Raw genomic sequence first — 15,945 nt, 5'->3', positions numbered from 1 at the left:
AACACAAAGGAATAAAGCAGAATACTTCATACTTTGCCTCCTCACCCCTTAGTGTAAATGAATAAGATCTATTCAGCTGACTGAATAATATTTTCACTGTTTAATACGTTTAAATAATTTTATTGAGATTACATGTATGACAGACATAAATAACCGCACTTACATTATGAGGATCGCCAGTGGTGAAATGTGCGATCAGGAAATAATAATAAATTTAGATGCTAACTTGATTATTATTGGTGAGGATAATGATTACAAAACTAATATTTCTGATGAAGGGTTCACGAGTTACTCGATACCCAGCCATCAGGAAGCTTTTACCTTCTCAATCATTTCCTATGAAGACCAGATCGCGATTGACCTTCATACTAAAAATCAAAGTAAAATCATCCCAATCAATCTGCATGAGACTGTTTTAAAAGAGCTATTTCCTTTTGCGATTAAACGTATCGATACACCTTGGGAGCTCCCTCTTATGGAGGAAACTATTCCAGACAGTACTATTAAAACAGAAAAAATGAGGCATAAATTTAAAAAATCGCCATACGCCAGCAAAATAATAATCGGTATATCAATAATCACACTGGCATTTATCGGTTTCATGTCTATTCCCTATAATTCCGAAACAACAAAAACAATAGTAGAGAAAAAAAGACACGCTATTGAAGAGTTGATTAATGGAAACCATTACCCAGTCGTGGTCACTGAAGGCAAAAAAGATGAAATCCTGGTTTTAGTTAAAACTCAAAGGGATTTAGATTGGAGCATGCAACGTCTATTAAAATCTAAGTATCGCAATCAATTTAAAATAAATAAAATCAGTTATGTTTAATATGAAATAGAGAATAAACTAGCAGAATTCATTCCTAACTTGTTAAAAATAAATATTGATAACCCATGCAACCCTACTATAAAACTATTAAAAGAAAAAATATCAAGTAAAGAAATAGAGTTTATCAACCAAACATTCTCAAGTTATTTTCAATGTTATAGTAAAAGTGAATTTAAAACTTCAAACATTGATGAATTAATAAAAAAATCCGAACTAGGATTAACAGAAAGTAATGTTCAATGGCATAAAATAACCGAAAATAACAAAACAATCTTCGTTATTAAAGATAGTTTAAATGACAAACAAACTACTTCATTAATAACTTTCGTAAGTTCGTTTTATCAACAATGGGGAGAAAGACAAATTCAATTTTCTATTTCATTAGCCAATAATGAATTAACAGGCAAGTCTTTTATCACAAAATCCAATGGTTATATTTTATTAGGTAACAACCATTGGTTATTCAATTCAAATAGATTTTAATATTAACAAAAAAGAGGAAGTTATTATGCCAACTACTGGTTCAACTACAGGTTCAACTACAGGTTCAACTACAGGTTCAACTACAGGAGAATGGGACGCATCAACCTTCGAAACCATCGACTCTATACGAAGTAAATATGGGATGATGTACCGTGCTTCCGCTGGTATCAGTACAAGAACAAAAGCGATTGCAGACGAATTACATGCTATGCTTAATAATTCCACACTTGAAGTAGACAATCCATTAGTACTAGGTCAGATTACCGCATTAAGTGGTAACTATAATATGGCTCGTCAATTACAAAGCAACGTCATGAAATCGATTAAAGACGCCGCTCAAGCAATCATCCGTAACGTTTAATAAGCCTATAAGGGAGCTGTTATATATAGCACCCTTATTTTCTATAGGATAAATTTATGATTACCCCAATATCACTTTCTACATTACCTAATATTACCGATGATATTAAAACAGCAGTACCGATAGGTTCATTTGAAGACAAAGTAAAACAATTATTTGCAGAATATACTGCAGCAGCTAGTAATGAAAAAGCCAATTTAATTAATCAAGCCAATAATACAGATGTCAGTAACCCAGCTAAATTACTTGAAATTCAAAATCAAGTCGGTAATTACAATTTAGCCATGAGTATGGTAAGTACACTAACACATAAAAGTGTTTCCGCGATTGATACGGTATTAAAAGCACAATAAGCCATGAATATTTTAAAGAAACTACTGTTAATTAGCTTTGTAGGTTTATTACTGGGGTGTGATAACCAATTACTACTCAGTAACTTAAGCCAACGGCAAAGCAACGAGGTGCTAGCGATTTTGCAGGAGCATGGCGTTGAAGCTCACCGTAAACACGATAATAAAACGGGAGACTCCATTCGAGTTTCCCCCGACAACTTCGTGATTGCTGTCGACTTATTGCGCCAGTATAACTTGCCATCAAAAGACCCAGTCGAAATTATCCAAGCCTTTCCTGGTGATTCACTGGTCGCTTCTCCGCAAGCAGAGCGAACACGTTTACTTTCTTTGATTGAACAACGCCTTGAACAATCATTACTGTCTATTCCACAAGTCGTCAATGCCAGAGTACATGTCAGCTACCCATTAAATGGCAATGGTTCGGCTAAACAAGTACAAAAAATATCAAGTCTGGTGACATATTCAGGGAATGAAGACCCCAAGATGATGATGAATAAGATCAAACTGTTTTTAAACAGTAGCTTTGCAGAAACCACTTACGATAATGTTTCTGTGGTGATTGTTAACCGACCACCATTGCAATACCAAATTAAATCAGAACCGACAGGTTTAATTAACCCAATCATTCTGGGTGCCATTATTAGCATTATCGTTTTATTGTTTGGCTTATTAGTTTTTATCTGGAAGCGCCAAGCAAATAAAAAAGCCCCCATAAAAATGGTTGAGAATGCGCCCAATGCAGAGACTAAATAAACTCCTTATTCAACAGCAAGATATTTTTCTTGCACCTGGTAGCTATTTCCACTCGGAATTTAATGGTGATTTTTATCATCAATTACCCGTTTTATTACAGGAGCAGCATAACCACAAACTGATAGAACAATACGCATTACCCAGCGCAAACCCTCGTACTCCCTTATTGCCTAACGTACTATCCATACACTGGAAGCAATTACCCATTGTGGCAGTGCACATTGGAGGGGTAATGCAAACTGAGTCTCAGCAACAATCAAGGAAATTACCAAATAGTGAAACATTACGCCGATATTTCCGCAGGCCATTAAATGCCCAAGATATATTAAACAATAATGCACCTACCGCATTAATTGCATTAGGTGCTGCAAAGGTTTTATCGAGTTTAGCCCCTTTTGGCAGCGCTTATATCCTACGTGCTAAGTATATGTTTAATCGTGAAATTCAACAAATGATCCCAGCACATAGAGAAACAATGTTGCCTTGGAATATCATTGAAGAAATATGCCATTATATTAATAGAAACAAAAACAATGAAAATACCGCCATCAGTTAAAGAGACTTCACAAGAAAGAGTGTTAATTAAAAAACGAGCTTTAAGTGCCTCTCAATACCAAAAAAATGTAATTCAATATGCTCAATCTAAGGCAAATGATTACTACCAGCAGGCAGTAAGTGAAAAAGAAAGCATATACCAAACCGCTTATCAGCAAGGTTATAATGATGGTGCTAAACAATTACTTGCCGATTTCATTGAAAGCCTTAATAACAGCGAAATCGCATTACAAAAACGACTTAGCCAAAGTGCAGAACAACTTGAAACGTTACTCGTTAAATTGTTTAGTGACCCACGCATAAAGGATATTGTGGCAGATTATTTTCTTCATCAACAGGAAAACCCTTGTAATATAAACCTACACCTTCCCGCTGATATGCAACCCTTTTTGAAAGAGCAGCATTCTGGAATACAAGTTCAAACAAATACAAGTAGCACAACCATTGCATTAGAGGTAGATAATAAAATTTGTTATTTTTCGCCATCAATTGCTGCCAAAAATACGTTACCGCAAATTTTTTCTGTCGCTAACCGCTGCCAAATTATAGAAAAACGGAAAAAAGCGTATCAAGCGCTAATTACATTATTGAACATTCATCGAGGCGAACATGACTCTATTAGTAAATAATCTAAACTCATCACCACTATTGACGTTAACGCCAGAACTTACTTTGTCATCGAAGCAAGACATTCAACAAAAAATGACAGCGGCGTCCAACCCAACCTCTTCATCTACTTTAAATGATAAAAAAACTACGGCTATCCCCATGTCATCGGAGACAAAAATGAAAATTGATCTTTTCATTAATCAATTAGAACAAAAAGATAGCGAGAAAGAGTTCTTTGCCTACTTTTTTAAGACCATGATCCACTTAAGTAAAAATGAAAAAGAAGAGTTTATTGCTGGAGCTTCTCAAGCCCTTTCATCACGCCCAGATGAAAAAGTCCCGTCACTTAATGACCGATTTAATAAAGCTTTAAAGCGTTATATCTCAATCAGCCTGATGAGTGCACCTATATCAGAACAACTCAACCGTAATATTGGTCAGATAAAATTAGAAACTGATGATGAGGATGATGTTGAGATCATTTAATTTTACCGCCCCCATCAATTTCAATTGTTGGGGGTATTATCAATCATTAATAAATTTCGTCTTAATTTTTAATAAAAAACATACGACCTGAACTCGCCCAACAAAAAAATAAAAAATATCACTATTTTTTTGATATATATCCCCACCATAAATGCCTTAAATTTACCCTGTTGTCATAATATGTCTTAATATAAAAAAACGACCTTATTTTTATGTAATATCATTTTTTTATATTGAAGCATATATTATCGCCAGTTAGGGTAGATATGACTTATTATCAATTTATTAATTATGGAAAAATGTATGAGTAGTGTTGATTACAATGAAATCGAGCCAACGGTCTTATTAGCTGAACAAGTCGTTTATGACCCATTAAAAAGAACCCTTTCACGAGGGAAAATATCCGCTAATCTTACCGAAAACGAGTCTTGTTTATTAAAAATATTATTAACTAAGACAAGCAACAAGAGAGAAGTTATGTATGAAATTTGGGAGAAAAGAGGAACTATTGTGACTGAAAGTAGCTATTACAAGCTAGTTAGGCAGTTACGCCAATCTTTTAAAAAGGTTGAGTTAGACGAAAATTTGATTATGACCTTACCTAGAATTGGCATTTTATATACTGGGGAAAAATCAGAGATGCCTATTTTATCAAAATACAATTTAGGAAACACATTATATTCTTATATTAAATGTTTCTTCCAGAAAATCTTTGTCCGTTCATTCCAATAAGTTGAGTTATTATCATGCTAATTATTAAAGCATTAAGAAAAGCATATAAGTCTTTGTTACCTATATTATTTATTAGCACATTGTTAGGCTGTAGCTATTTTCCTAAAAACTTTCTAAGCAACACAGACCACCAATTACAAGGGGAGATTTATTCACAGTCAATCATTCCTGAAAATTCAGAAATTACTCTATCTATCAGCCCAATAGATACATTAGCATCACCAAAAGAGAGTTTATTAAACTATCAACTACACACCAATGAAGCTAGCAAGGTCATTAGTTTCAAACTCGATTTACTTGAGGAGCTTGTTAATAATGCTCCAAATTTAGGCATTAGCATCCGAGTTGAAAAAAATGGTGAGTTAATCTTGATGAACAATAAAGTAACAGAATTACCTAGGAATTTGTCAGAAAAAATCACACTTTCAGTATCATCAACAAAATAAGTATATAAATAATAATTCAATTAAAATTCCGTGACGAGTTTATACAAAAAACAATATCATTAATGAAATAACCGCTCAAATAAAACCATAAAATAAATTAATTATCACTCTATGACGTTTATTTTAGCCCCAAGGATGGAGCTAGGTATTTCCATTGAAATACACCATAAACATATTCTTAATTTATTCTATTCGGAGCTATTTGATGAAAACCGGAGCATGGGACCCTATTCCTAAACATTACAAAATAATAACTTGGCTAAATATTATTAGCCAAATTAGTTTTCCTTTGCCCTGTACCTTCACCCCGATCATGGCGAGTAGTTCAAATAACAATAACGTTAAATGGTTGCCAAACACCGCCTCTCTAAACTACCGTCAAACCCAACCCTATGTTTTAAAAGAGGGAGAAAGCACGGCGACCATCGCTAAACACTATAATATGTCCGTGAATTCACTAAGGAAATTGAATCAATTCCGTACCTTCGCCCATTCATTTGAACAATTAAAGCCGGGTGATGAATTAGATATCCCCATGGCTCCCCTCCCAACAATCCAGTGGGATGATATAAAACAGCCCCAACCGGCAGCAACGCCAACCCCCGAAGAAATGAAGTTCGCTCAATTCACCACTCAAGCGGGTAAATTTCTCTCAAATAAACCCAGTGTAGATTCAGCCGAAAAGCTAGCTCGCAATATGGCGATGTCAACAGCAAGTGATTCTATTCAACAATGGCTAAATCGAACTGGCAACGCTCAAGTTCGGCTCGAGGCAGACAAGGATTTTTCACTCAGCAAGATTCACGCATTGGCCTCAACATTAACTATTATTTAGGAAAAACGTGAAAACAACATATTGACTCAGAAGCTGTTAGTAAGCTTCGTTCATTAGTTGGCAGTCGCTACGATTTTGTTAACCGAAATAATAATATCATTCTACAATATCAAAAAAGTGATGTGATCCACCTGTCATTCACTGATGTTATCACTGGTTTTGCGGGAGAGAAAAAACCTTTACCTTTCAATGTGAATAGCAAGAATGGCTTCGATCACGTCAAATCGTTAGCCCCTCAAGTCGTTGCAGCCGTCGGTCAAATTATTGATGAAAAAAATGGCAAATACAGCATCATAAAGCCCGACTATAAATTTGAAGTTAATAAAGATGATAGCAATAATAAATGTAAAGCGAATTTGGATATCTTTAGAAACCCGCGACATTTTATGATCCAGCCAATCACTAAACTGGATATAGGCAGTAAAAAATTACTGACGCCACTGCGTATTAACCATACCGTTGAACACATCAAAAATAGTGCAGATAATGTTGATTTTCAGAACTATTTTGAATTTACCACGTCAGGACGATATAAATTCAATAGTATCGAGAGAAAGTACTCTGTACTAAGTAATTGTTTACGCAATGAGTATGGAACGGGGAATCTAAAAACTCATTTGAAATTTGGTGATAAATCAGCAACTGTTAACGAAATAGAGTTTTATTGGGAAGGAGGAAACCGATATCCTCATAAACCTAGTATTTAAATAACAACTTAATTTAACCACTAAGCCAGTTGCTAAACTCAACTGGCTTTTTATTGAGTCTCACTGCGTTTTCCCTTCGCATATCAAAGGAAAATCATCTGCTGAACTTTCAACCGCACGCTTAGCTAGGCTCTCCAAGGAAGCAAATAATTGCTGCGCTTCCAGTTCAGATAGATCAGCGGCTAAGTAGTCATTCCACTTATCTAACTTATCATTCAATTCACCCACGATAGTGTGACCAAGTGGCGTCAACGATATATGGTAAGCCCGTTTATCAGTTTGGCTATTGGTTTTCACTATCCAGCCTTTGTCTAAAAACTTACCGATCCCTCGCGTTGTTACCGATTTATCCACCACCATCGCTTTCGAAATTTGTTCTAGTGTAGAGGCATCATATTGATGAACATGTAAGATCATCAAACATTCAATCGCATTGAGCCCATAAGGCTCCCCCATCCATTTCATATAATGGTGAGCCGCTCGACTGATCACCCCAAATACCCGAGCCTGTTCTGTACGCATAAAACCCTCTTTAGTTGATTTTATCAACTAATTAGTCGATAATCACACCGCAATTGGTTGATTTTATCAACTACTAACCCATTTAACACGCCAAATTTATCGATAATCTATGCCACATAATACAAATTTACTGCTTCGCTTAGGGTTTAACCCTATGCGCTTTCGTTTTGCTATCATTACCGCTTGCGCATCGATTGCCGCCCTTTTTATTGCACAATATTTACAACTTGTTCACCCACAATGGGCCGCTATGACCGTCTGGGCCTCAGCACAACCTTGGCGTGAAAACCTACTGGAAAAAAGTTGGTGGCGTTTCGCGGGAACCGTGATAGGCGTATTAGCTGGGGTGGTATTAATTCAACTACATCTCATCAACCCCTTATTGTTTATCGTAGGATTAGCTATGTGGTTAGGTGCATGTAGTGGCATAGGCCAACTACAAAAAGGCTTCGTGGCCTATGGTACCTTTTTGGCAGGTTACTCTGCGGTGATGGTCAGTATGCTCAGTGTTCACAGCACCGATGACTTGTTTATGGTAGCTTGGGATAGATTGTGGACAATCCTTGTCGGAGTGCTTTCAGCGGTGGTATTCAATTTTTTGTTTACCCCAAAACGTGAACAAGAACCTGTGATTACCCTTAAAAACCAAATTGATACGCAGTTTTATCAAGTTATGCACCAAGTGATCGAGAAAAAAAAGCCTATCAAACAACAGGATATTGAACAACTGTGGCAGGCAATGGTGAGCTATGAAGATATTTTAGAAGCTAACCGTATTGGCTGGCGTTATCACCGTAAACAGGTCGCCAAAGCACGGCAAAAACTTATTTCCCAAAGCCAGATATTGCTACACTTAGAACAATTTCAATCCATGCCATCTTTCTATTTCCCATCACAGGAGCCCACGGATACCCAATGGAAACATATTTTATCTTTGTGCCCGAATGGTGCGCTCAAAACACTGCTAATCCCCCTTTACTACGCAATGTTAGGTAAATCAATCAAACGCACGAATCAAAATGACCCGCTAAAACTTCATCAAAATAAGATTTCTGCTTGGCATGCTTTTACGCGTTCCTTTGTTACAATAGGTGCCGTGGGGGTTTTGTGGCTATGGACACAATGGCAAGCTTTAGCCTATCTCACACTCGGTCTTTCCGTAATGTTAGCACTGTTTGCTTCTATCGATTACCCAGCAAAGTTTATGAAATACATCTTTACCGGGCAATTTTTTGGCGCGATTGTCGCATTAATTTGCACTTGGTGTTTATGGCCTTTCGCCTCATCATCATGGCAGATGACATTGTTAATCATCCCAGTAATCATCAGTGGCGTTGTGATTTATTCACACAATAAATTAATTCTGATCGCATTTGACTACATCATGGTTTCGCTGATTTTACTACAACCTAGCTACCCATTTCCCCTCACATTTGCGCAAAATGTGGGTAATGCTATCGCAGTGGTATCCGGCCCGCTCGTCGCGATGGCGGCTTTTGCTTGGATTTTCCCAACCAACCCTAAAAAACGTTACCAGCAATTAATTCATCTCTCAGAACAGCAATTTAAGCAAGGGATAAATTTGCTATTAAAAGGCAACAAACCCTCAACAACCCAGATAATGCATCGCTTACTTAGCGGGTTATTACTAGCAAGGAAAAATAAACAACCTTTTACCTCTACAATACATTTTTTTGAAATCAACCATGGTATTTGGCTAAATTTATTTATCCTTAACAAAAAATTTGCCCATTCTCCATCCAAGAAACGTGCATTACTTGTCCTTGAAAAACGAATACAGCAAAATCACTTAGAACCTAATAAGCTAAACCAACTTATTAATCGGTTACAAAACCAAAATAAGCCGATTAAAGAACTTGAACAATTGAAAGAATACTTAATCAAGAAAAACTCAATGCATTGTTTTCTCTCTCCCCCTGAAGGAGGTTAGAGATTAGCGACTAAAAGGGACAATATGATTCTCTGGGCTAGGTTTTAAAAAACAAATCAGTACAAGTACGATGATAGCAATGACGAAAATAAGACTAAATCCATCAATAAACGAGCCAACATATGATTCTCGATTAATTAACGATACTATAGACATAGTATTATTTTCAGTACTTAGCATTTGTTCACCTGTTTGAATAAACGCAGTTTTATGGCCAAAATGCTCATCAAAAGAAATACGTAAATACGTATTCATTAATGCCCCAGCAAGCCCGGGCATTAGTACTCTTGCAATTGAAACATAAGCACCTAAATGCAGCGCAAATTGCGGTTGCATATTCACGACAAATAACGAGATTAACCCGATTAATACTAAACATTCACCAACGGATTGTATGATCATTAACGGAATAAATTCATGTATACGCCATTGGTAATCAATTTGCATACCGAGCAGGCAACTATAACCCATTAATACAACACCAAGCGTCATTAGTAATCGGCCATCAACCCGCTTAGCAAACCAAACGGCAATTGGGCTAAAAATTAAATAAGCGATAAACGCAATATTCGTGACTTCACCAATTTGGAATGGTTTTAACCCCCCCACAGACGATAAAAATGAAGGAATAAATAGGGAATTAGTCAACATTAAGAAACCGTACAAACAAGAAATAATAAAACAAATACACAAATTTCGATTAGCTAACCAATTGGGATGAGCAAAGGTCTGCTCAAAATATAATGCTCTCACGATAAAAATAGTAAACAGTGAAGCACTCCCGATAAGACAAGAAATAATAAAGCCGGAATCCCCCCAACCCAACATCTCACCTTGTACAACACCTATATATAATAAAACCAAACTTAGAATTTTAAGGAGCATTCCTCCCCAATCTGTTTTCTCAAAAAGCCCATAATTTATTTCACTTAGCGGTAATCCTTTCCATGCGAATATGCATATCATTGCAGCAAACAATGCGCATCCCCAATACAGCCACTGCCAGCCAATAACCTCAATAAATGACCCAGAAACACCAACCCCCGCATCCATTCCTAAAGAAACCCTTAAGCTGTAAGCAGCCATGACAATCAACCAGACATTAGGTTGTAAATTTCTTAGTGCTAAAGAAATTGTCATTGGCAAATAAACACCTAAGCTCAAACCAATAATAAAATGAATAACTAGTAATTCTGTAAACCCATAATTTCCTCCAATAATAGGAAAAACAACAAAAACACCCAGTAAAATAGCACTTGTTGCCATCAATATCCTTTCAGCACCTAAAATAACCATAAACCAAGGGGTTAATGTCATACTGGTTAATTGAGCTGCATTTAAAGCAATGTTTAACCAACTTCCCTCCTGAACACCAAGCGCAAAAACCCCCCGTAAATCACCTAATGAAAGGGAAAACATACGAGTAAATAATGTCGATAAAATAGCGCCAAGAAAAACAGAAACTACAGCTAATAAAGGTTTTGTTTCCTTTGCACCGTGAAATAAGCTTAAGAACATCTTATTTACCTTTTCTAGCCATACTTTGTGTATCAATATCCACAACTACTGACATACCTGGACGCAACCTATCTAAATGATTTTGTTCAGATAAAAAACTAATATAAACCGGTATACGTTGAACAACCTTAGTAAAATTCCCACTACTGTTATCCGCGGGAATTAATGCGGATTCCCCACTGCTTTGCGCTCCAATATCGCGCACAACACCTTTAAAAGTGGAATCTGGAAAAGCATCAACCATGATAGATACCGCTTGCCCCGCATAGACATTTTTCAGTTGTGTCTCTTTTAAGTTTGCAATGATATAAGGCTGCTTATTAGGTGTGACAGTAACAATCTCTGTACCGGGTGTAACAAGGCTACCAATATTCAATTTAACTTTATTTAATTGCCCATCAAATGGAGCGGTAATAGTGGCATAAGAAGTTTGAGTCTCCGCTTGTTTTAAATTCGCAAAGGTAATATCCCGTTCTGCGACCCGTATTGATTCTTGCTGGCTTAATATATGTAACGATTGTTTGGCTTGTTCCCATTCCGCTTTCGCTGCTTGTTCTAATTTCATTAAGCGTTGTAGATCTGAATTGGCATCCAAATAATTTTGTTGGGTAATTGCGCCACTTTTAATTAATGCTTTACGTAGCAATGGGCTCCGCTTCATTTGCTGAACTTCAATACTCGCGGCTTGGTAACGGCTAAATAACATTTGAACAGTCAGGTCTTGCTCTTTAATTTCATCCGCTAGATTGCTGAGATTTTGTTGAGCCTTTTGGTAATTAGCTTGCGCTATTTGCTGCTTGAAATGCTCTTCTTGATTATTAATTTCTGCGATAACGTCACCACGCTTAACCAATTGATAATCATCAACTAAAATACGAGAAACATACCCTGTCATACGCGACTTTAAGATAGCTGAATCTGCTTTAATATAAGCATTATTTGATTCTTGGTAACGTTTAGTTCCCTGCCATTGGTCCCAATTCAAGGTTGCAAAAAAGATCAAAAAACCAATGCATAACACACTAAGCCACGGTGTTAAGGAAATGATTCTTTTTGATAATGTTTTAGATTCATTTGTCGTCATTTTATTAACCTCAATGCGGCCTAACAGTATGTTAAGCATTGCCGACTGGATGAATAATATTGATAATCTAACATTGTTAGGTTTATAAAATATGTTAAACTAACATTGTTAGATAATAAAGAACAAAATGAGAATTATTTATGAGAACGCCAAAAATCACACGTTTACAGGTACTTGAAACAGCCTTAACACTGCTTGAAACTGAGGGGATTGAAGGGTTAACCATGCGAAAACTTGCCGATGCCATAGGTATTAAGGCAGCTTCGTTATATTGGCATTTCAGTAATAAACAAGCCTTGCTTGAAGGAATGGCTGATCACATTGTCGCGACAGTGGCGATTAATTTTCAATATAAACAAGATTGGAAAGCGAATCTGATTACGCTCACATCTCAACTAAGAGATGCATTATTACAACATCGAGACGGCGCCCGTGTTTTTGCTGGAACCTATGTTATTTCCGATAACGTATTACGCATTAATAACGCGTTGATTAAAACATTTGTGCAATCAGGGGTTTCTGCCAATCAAGCCGCTAGCAGCACCATGACTGTTTTCTATTTTATTTTAGGTTGCTGTATTGAACAGCAAGCCGCTATTTTTTCTGCTGATAGCGATTTAATTAATAAAGAGTCTGAGTTTAATCAGTTGTCGCAAGACAAATTCCCCTACACATGGGAAGCAAAAGAAATGCTATTTTCTAACAACTACGACCAGCGATTTATTGATGGGCTAAATCTTATTATCAATGGGTTAGAGAAAATAAGCACCAAAGGCTAACAAACTCTCAGTATTCTAGAGCTTATTTAAGGCCTAGTCGTTTTGCTAATCGGTGTAAGTTGGCAATATCTAAAGAGAGCTCCCTTGCACAAGCAGACCAGTTTTGATGGTTTTGCTCTAATACCTGTGTGATCAGTTTGCGCTGAAAATCATCTGTCGCATCGCGTAAATTTTTTATCGTTGGAATTGCTAATGGAGCCGTAGTTGTTAATTCATGGTCATGGTAATCAAATGTGAAATGTTGTGGCTGTAAAATAATATCGCCAGTCTCACTTGATGCACGAGTCAAAACTATCGCACGATGTATCGCATGCTCTAGTTCACGGACATTACCCGGCCATGAATAGTTAAGTAAATACTGCTGCAATGGCGCACTCAATACCACACTAGACAACCCAAATCGCAGCCGATACTGTTCACAAAAATAGCCTGCTAATAACATAATATCTTCGCCGCGCTCTTTTAGAGGCGGCACAAATAATGGGAATACACTTAAACGATGAAATAAATCTGCACGGAACCTTCCTGCCAAAACTTCTTCACGTAAATCTCTGTTCGTTGCAGCTAATACACGCACATTTACCCGTAAACTACTGTCATCCCCCACTCTTTGTATATCACCATATTGTAAAACTCGCAGTAATTTAGCTTGCAATGATGGTGACAATTCGCCAATTTCATCTAAGAATAAAGTGCCATTATCGGCCATTTCAAATTTGCCCCTGCGGTGGGTAATTGCCCCCGTAAAAGCCCCCTTTACATGCCCAAATAATTCACTTTCTGCAACACTTTCTGGTAATGCCGCACAATTTAAATAAATTAATGGATGGTCAGCACGAAGGGATTTTTCATGGATGGATTTTACAACGAGTTCTTTGCCTGTTCCGGTTTCTCCCCCCACTAAAACATTTAATTCAGAGGTCGCAACAATCTCAATTTCTTTCTTCAACTGTTGCATACGGATTGATAAACCAATAATTTCAGTCTGACCTGTCGGTTTAAATAAAGCAGGCTGGCTGGGGAGTATATTTTGCTTTTCAAGCTGTTCAATCAGCAATGCATTATTTAATGCTCCTGCGGTTAGTGCGCTAACCAATCTTAACGCTTCATCACTAAATGCATCGAATTGGTCTGGCTCCATACCATCTAACGTCAACGCACCAATTAAATTTTGCCCTGCATACAAAGGTAAGCCGACACAAGCATGAACTTTAAGGTGTTGATGATGCGGTATTAGCCCATCGTAGGGGTCTGGAAGTTGGCTGTCGGCAGGAAAACGTACGACATCTCCGGCCCTTGCAATGGCTTCAAGGCGTGGGTGAGCGTCTAATAAAAACCGCCGCCCTAAAACATCAGGCATTAACCCATCAATAGCCAACGGAATAAATTGACCCGATTCATAACGCAACAAAGCACAGGCGTCACATTTTAGTGATTGCCTTAATGTGGTGATCAGGCGCTGAAAGCGGTCTGAATGCTCGATGCCACTTTGTAACTCTATTGCGATTTTTGCCAAGGCCTCTACGGAAAACCCCATCATGCATCCTTATAGTCAATTTGACTAAGATTATAGTCATAATGACAACTCTAAGTATAGTCATTATGACCTACATTTAATTCTCAAAATACAAAAAACGCATAAAATCAATAAATTATATTATTGGCATGAATATTGATTATGTATCTCTATATACCGAAAATATAGGGAAAATTAAGATGGCTATTCATGTAAAAAATAATATTCAATGGGTTGGGCAACGTGATTGGGAAGTACGAGACTTTCATGGAACTGAATACAAAACACTGAAAGGAAGCAGCTATAATAGCTATTTGATTTGTGAAGGAAAAAATGTACTCATTGATACCGTCGACCATAAATTTAGCCGTGAATTTGTTCGTAATCTCCGTGCACAAATAGATTTAAACACGATTGATTATATTGTGATTAACCATGCAGAGGAAGACCATGCGGGTGCATTGACTGAACTGATGAGCTATATCCCTCGCACTCCTATCTACTGTACCGCCAATGCCATAGACTCAATCAATGGTCACCATCATCACCCAGAGTGGAATTTCCAAATTGTTAAAACCGGTGACACCCTCGATATTGGCAATAATAAGCAATTAATTTTTATTGAAACGCCAATGCTGCATTGGCCAGATAGCATGATGACTTATCTTACTGAAGATGCAGTACTTTTTAGTAACGATGCTTTCGGACAGCATTATTGTGATGAACGCTTGTTTAATGATGAAGTTGACCAAAATGAACTTTTTGAACAATGTCAGCGTTATTACGCCAATATCCTGACGCCATTTAGCCGTCTTGTCACACCAAAAGTGAACGAAATTTTAGGCTTTAACCTACCCGTCGATATGATTGCAACCTCTCATGGTGTTGTATGGCGCGATAACCCAACACAAATTATTGAATTATATTTAAAATGGGCTGCGGACTACCAAGAAGATCGCATTACTATTTTCTACGATACGATGTCTAATAATACGCGTTTAATGGCAGATGCAATTGCCCAAGGCATCAATGAAGCAGATCCGAACGTTGCAGTTAAAATATTCAATGTCGCTCGCAGTGATAAAAATGACATTATTACTCATGTATTTAGGTCTAAAGGTACACTAGTCGGTACCTCAACGATGAATAATGTCATGATGCCTAAAATTGCAGGAATGCTAGAGGAACTTACGGGTTTACGTTTCTTAAATAAAAAGGCCGCGGCTTTTGGTAGTTTTGGGTGGAATGGCGGCGCTGTTGACCGCGTGCAAACTCGTTTAATGGATGCTGGCTTTAATACCGCCTTGTCTTTAAAAGCCAAATGGAAACCAGATACAAAAACGTTAGATGACTGCCGTGCATATGGACGAGATATTGCTCGTCAATGGGCGCTGCCAGCTTAAAACCGACTCACAATAACAAC

The 15,945-nt window shown here is 37.2% G+C and carries 16 protein-coding genes and 2 pseudogenes; 14 read left to right on the top strand and 4 right to left on the bottom strand.

Annotation, left to right across the window (positions count from 1 at the left end):
• Nucleotides 1-136 precede the first annotated feature (136 nt).
• The 11 genes and pseudogenes from ABE954_RS01035 to ABE954_RS00985 all read left to right on the top strand — a co-directional run bounded on the left by ABE954_RS01035 (nt 137) and on the right by ABE954_RS00985 (nt 7,152).
• A pseudogene (locus ABE954_RS01035) lies at nt 137-1,315 on the top strand (PrgH/EprH family type III secretion apparatus protein).
• Between the two features lie 25 nt (nt 1,316-1,340).
• A complete protein-coding gene (locus ABE954_RS01030) occupies nt 1,341-1,676 on the top strand; it encodes an EscF/YscF/HrpA family type III secretion system needle major subunit (RefSeq protein WP_187550807.1) in 336 nt (111 codons plus the stop codon).
• A 56-nt stretch (nt 1,677-1,732) separates the two neighbouring features.
• The gene (sctI, locus tag ABE954_RS01025) at nt 1,733-2,029 is read left to right on the top strand and encodes a type III secretion system inner rod subunit SctI (RefSeq protein ID WP_164975530.1); all 297 of its coding nucleotides are present in this window, start codon (nt 1,733-1,735) and stop codon (nt 2,027-2,029) included.
• A gap of 3 nt (nt 2,030-2,032) precedes the next feature.
• Nucleotides 2,033-2,782, top strand: coding sequence for a type III secretion system inner membrane ring lipoprotein SctJ (gene sctJ, locus ABE954_RS01020; protein WP_129466904.1), 750 nt, complete (start codon nt 2,033-2,035; stop codon nt 2,780-2,782).
• Nucleotides 2,766-3,338: a hypothetical protein gene (locus tag ABE954_RS01015; RefSeq protein ID WP_071548810.1), complete on the top strand. Its 573-nt coding sequence runs from the start codon at nt 2,766-2,768 to the stop codon at nt 3,336-3,338. The genes sctJ and ABE954_RS01015 overlap by 17 nt, the downstream gene beginning before the upstream one ends.
• Nucleotides 3,316-3,966 carry a hypothetical protein gene (locus ABE954_RS01010; protein WP_129466903.1) on the top strand — a complete coding sequence of 217 codons (651 nt, stop codon included), beginning with the start codon at nt 3,316-3,318 and terminating at the stop codon, nt 3,964-3,966. Before ABE954_RS01015 ends, ABE954_RS01010 begins: the two co-directional genes overlap by 23 nt.
• The gene (locus ABE954_RS01005; RefSeq protein WP_129466902.1) at nt 3,947-4,432 is read left to right on the top strand and encodes a hypothetical protein; all 486 of its coding nucleotides are present in this window, start codon (nt 3,947-3,949) and stop codon (nt 4,430-4,432) included. Before ABE954_RS01010 ends, ABE954_RS01005 begins: the two co-directional genes overlap by 20 nt.
• A gap of 303 nt (nt 4,433-4,735) precedes the next feature.
• Nucleotides 4,736-5,164, top strand: a complete 429-nt coding sequence (locus ABE954_RS01000) for a hypothetical protein (protein WP_210855426.1) — start codon at nt 4,736-4,738, stop codon at nt 5,162-5,164.
• A 14-nt stretch (nt 5,165-5,178) separates the two neighbouring features.
• Nucleotides 5,179-5,610 carry a hypothetical protein gene (locus ABE954_RS00995; protein WP_131680911.1) on the top strand — a complete coding sequence of 144 codons (432 nt, stop codon included), beginning with the start codon at nt 5,179-5,181 and terminating at the stop codon, nt 5,608-5,610.
• Between the two features lie 205 nt (nt 5,611-5,815).
• Complete coding sequence (locus ABE954_RS00990) at nt 5,816-6,445, top strand: LysM peptidoglycan-binding domain-containing protein (RefSeq protein ID WP_210787176.1); 630 nt, start codon at nt 5,816-5,818, stop codon at nt 6,443-6,445.
• Between the two features lie 122 nt (nt 6,446-6,567).
• A complete protein-coding gene (locus tag ABE954_RS00985) occupies nt 6,568-7,152 on the top strand; it encodes a hypothetical protein (RefSeq protein WP_371025701.1) in 585 nt (194 codons plus the stop codon).
• 60 nt (nt 7,153-7,212) lie between these two features.
• Here ABE954_RS00985 and ABE954_RS00980 read toward each other — a convergent pair whose 3' ends face one another.
• The gene (locus ABE954_RS00980; protein WP_042843327.1) at nt 7,213-7,674 is read right to left on the bottom strand and encodes a MarR family winged helix-turn-helix transcriptional regulator; all 462 of its coding nucleotides are present in this window, start codon (nt 7,672-7,674) and stop codon (nt 7,213-7,215) included.
• A 109-nt stretch (nt 7,675-7,783) separates the two neighbouring features.
• Between ABE954_RS00980 and ABE954_RS00975 the strand changes: the two genes are divergently transcribed.
• A complete protein-coding gene (locus ABE954_RS00975; RefSeq protein ID WP_210814575.1) occupies nt 7,784-9,625 on the top strand; it encodes an FUSC family protein in 1,842 nt (613 codons plus the stop codon).
• A gap of 3 nt (nt 9,626-9,628) precedes the next feature.
• Here ABE954_RS00975 and ABE954_RS00970 read toward each other — a convergent pair whose 3' ends face one another.
• Together ABE954_RS00970 and ABE954_RS00965 are read right to left on the bottom strand one after the other, a co-directional pair.
• Nucleotides 9,629-11,143 (bottom strand): MFS transporter, encoded by a 1,515-nt coding sequence (locus ABE954_RS00970; protein ID WP_042843325.1) that lies wholly within the window; start codon nt 11,141-11,143, stop codon nt 9,629-9,631.
• 1 nt (nt 11,144) lies between these two features.
• On the bottom strand, nt 11,145-12,227 hold the full coding sequence (locus tag ABE954_RS00965) for an HlyD family secretion protein (protein ID WP_042843324.1): 1,083 nt from the start codon (nt 12,225-12,227) through the stop codon (nt 11,145-11,147).
• Nucleotides 12,228-12,367: 140 nt separating this feature from the next.
• Between ABE954_RS00965 and ABE954_RS00960 the strand changes: the two genes are divergently transcribed.
• Entirely contained in the window at nt 12,368-13,006 is a 639-nt protein-coding gene (locus ABE954_RS00960) for a TetR/AcrR family transcriptional regulator C-terminal domain-containing protein (RefSeq protein WP_071547578.1), read from the top strand.
• Between the two features lie 22 nt (nt 13,007-13,028).
• Here the strand turns inward: ABE954_RS00960 and norR are convergent, their stop codons facing one another.
• Nucleotides 13,029-14,543, bottom strand: a complete 1,515-nt coding sequence (gene norR, locus ABE954_RS00955) for a nitric oxide reductase transcriptional regulator NorR (protein WP_129466894.1) — start codon at nt 14,541-14,543, stop codon at nt 13,029-13,031.
• A gap of 179 nt (nt 14,544-14,722) precedes the next feature.
• On the opposite strand from norR, the pseudogene norV reads away from it, so the two are divergent.
• A pseudogene (gene norV, locus ABE954_RS00950) lies at nt 14,723-15,916 on the top strand (anaerobic nitric oxide reductase flavorubredoxin); the annotation flags it as partial.
• Nucleotides 15,917-15,945 lie beyond the last annotated feature (29 nt).

The sequence above is a fragment of the Providencia sp. TYF-12 genome (genome assembly GCF_041344805.1).
Lineage (GTDB): Bacteria > Pseudomonadota > Gammaproteobacteria > Enterobacterales > Enterobacteriaceae > Providencia > Providencia huashanensis.
Note: the sequence above shows the minus strand (reverse complement) of the source record. Positions and strands in the feature narration are given on the sequence as shown.

Coding starts and splice junctions, on each gene's coding strand:
- ABE954_RS01030 (WP_187550807.1), top strand. CDS start 1,341: ATGCCAACTACTGGTTCAACTACAGGTTCAACTACAGGTTCAACTACA.
- sctI (WP_164975530.1), top strand. CDS start 1,733: ATGATTACCCCAATATCACTTTCTACATTACCTAATATTACCGATGAT.
- sctJ (WP_129466904.1), top strand. CDS start 2,033: ATGAATATTTTAAAGAAACTACTGTTAATTAGCTTTGTAGGTTTATTA.
- ABE954_RS01015 (WP_071548810.1), top strand. CDS start 2,766: ATGCAGAGACTAAATAAACTCCTTATTCAACAGCAAGATATTTTTCTT.
- ABE954_RS01010 (WP_129466903.1), top strand. CDS start 3,316: ATGAAAATACCGCCATCAGTTAAAGAGACTTCACAAGAAAGAGTGTTA.
- ABE954_RS01005 (WP_129466902.1), top strand. CDS start 3,947: ATGACTCTATTAGTAAATAATCTAAACTCATCACCACTATTGACGTTA.
- ABE954_RS01000 (WP_210855426.1), top strand. CDS start 4,736: ATGAGTAGTGTTGATTACAATGAAATCGAGCCAACGGTCTTATTAGCT.
- ABE954_RS00995 (WP_131680911.1), top strand. CDS start 5,179: ATGCTAATTATTAAAGCATTAAGAAAAGCATATAAGTCTTTGTTACCT.
- ABE954_RS00990 (WP_210787176.1), top strand. CDS start 5,816: ATGAAAACCGGAGCATGGGACCCTATTCCTAAACATTACAAAATAATA.
- ABE954_RS00980 (WP_042843327.1), bottom strand. CDS start 7,674: ATGCGTACAGAACAGGCTCGGGTATTTGGGGTGATCAGTCGAGCGGCT.
- ABE954_RS00975 (WP_210814575.1), top strand. CDS start 7,784: ATGCCACATAATACAAATTTACTGCTTCGCTTAGGGTTTAACCCTATG.
- ABE954_RS00970 (WP_042843325.1), bottom strand. CDS start 11,143: ATGTTCTTAAGCTTATTTCACGGTGCAAAGGAAACAAAACCTTTATTA.
- ABE954_RS00965 (WP_042843324.1), bottom strand. CDS start 12,227: ATGACGACAAATGAATCTAAAACATTATCAAAAAGAATCATTTCCTTA.
- ABE954_RS00960 (WP_071547578.1), top strand. CDS start 12,368: ATGAGAACGCCAAAAATCACACGTTTACAGGTACTTGAAACAGCCTTA.
- norR (WP_129466894.1), bottom strand. CDS start 14,543: ATGGGGTTTTCCGTAGAGGCCTTGGCAAAAATCGCAATAGAGTTACAA.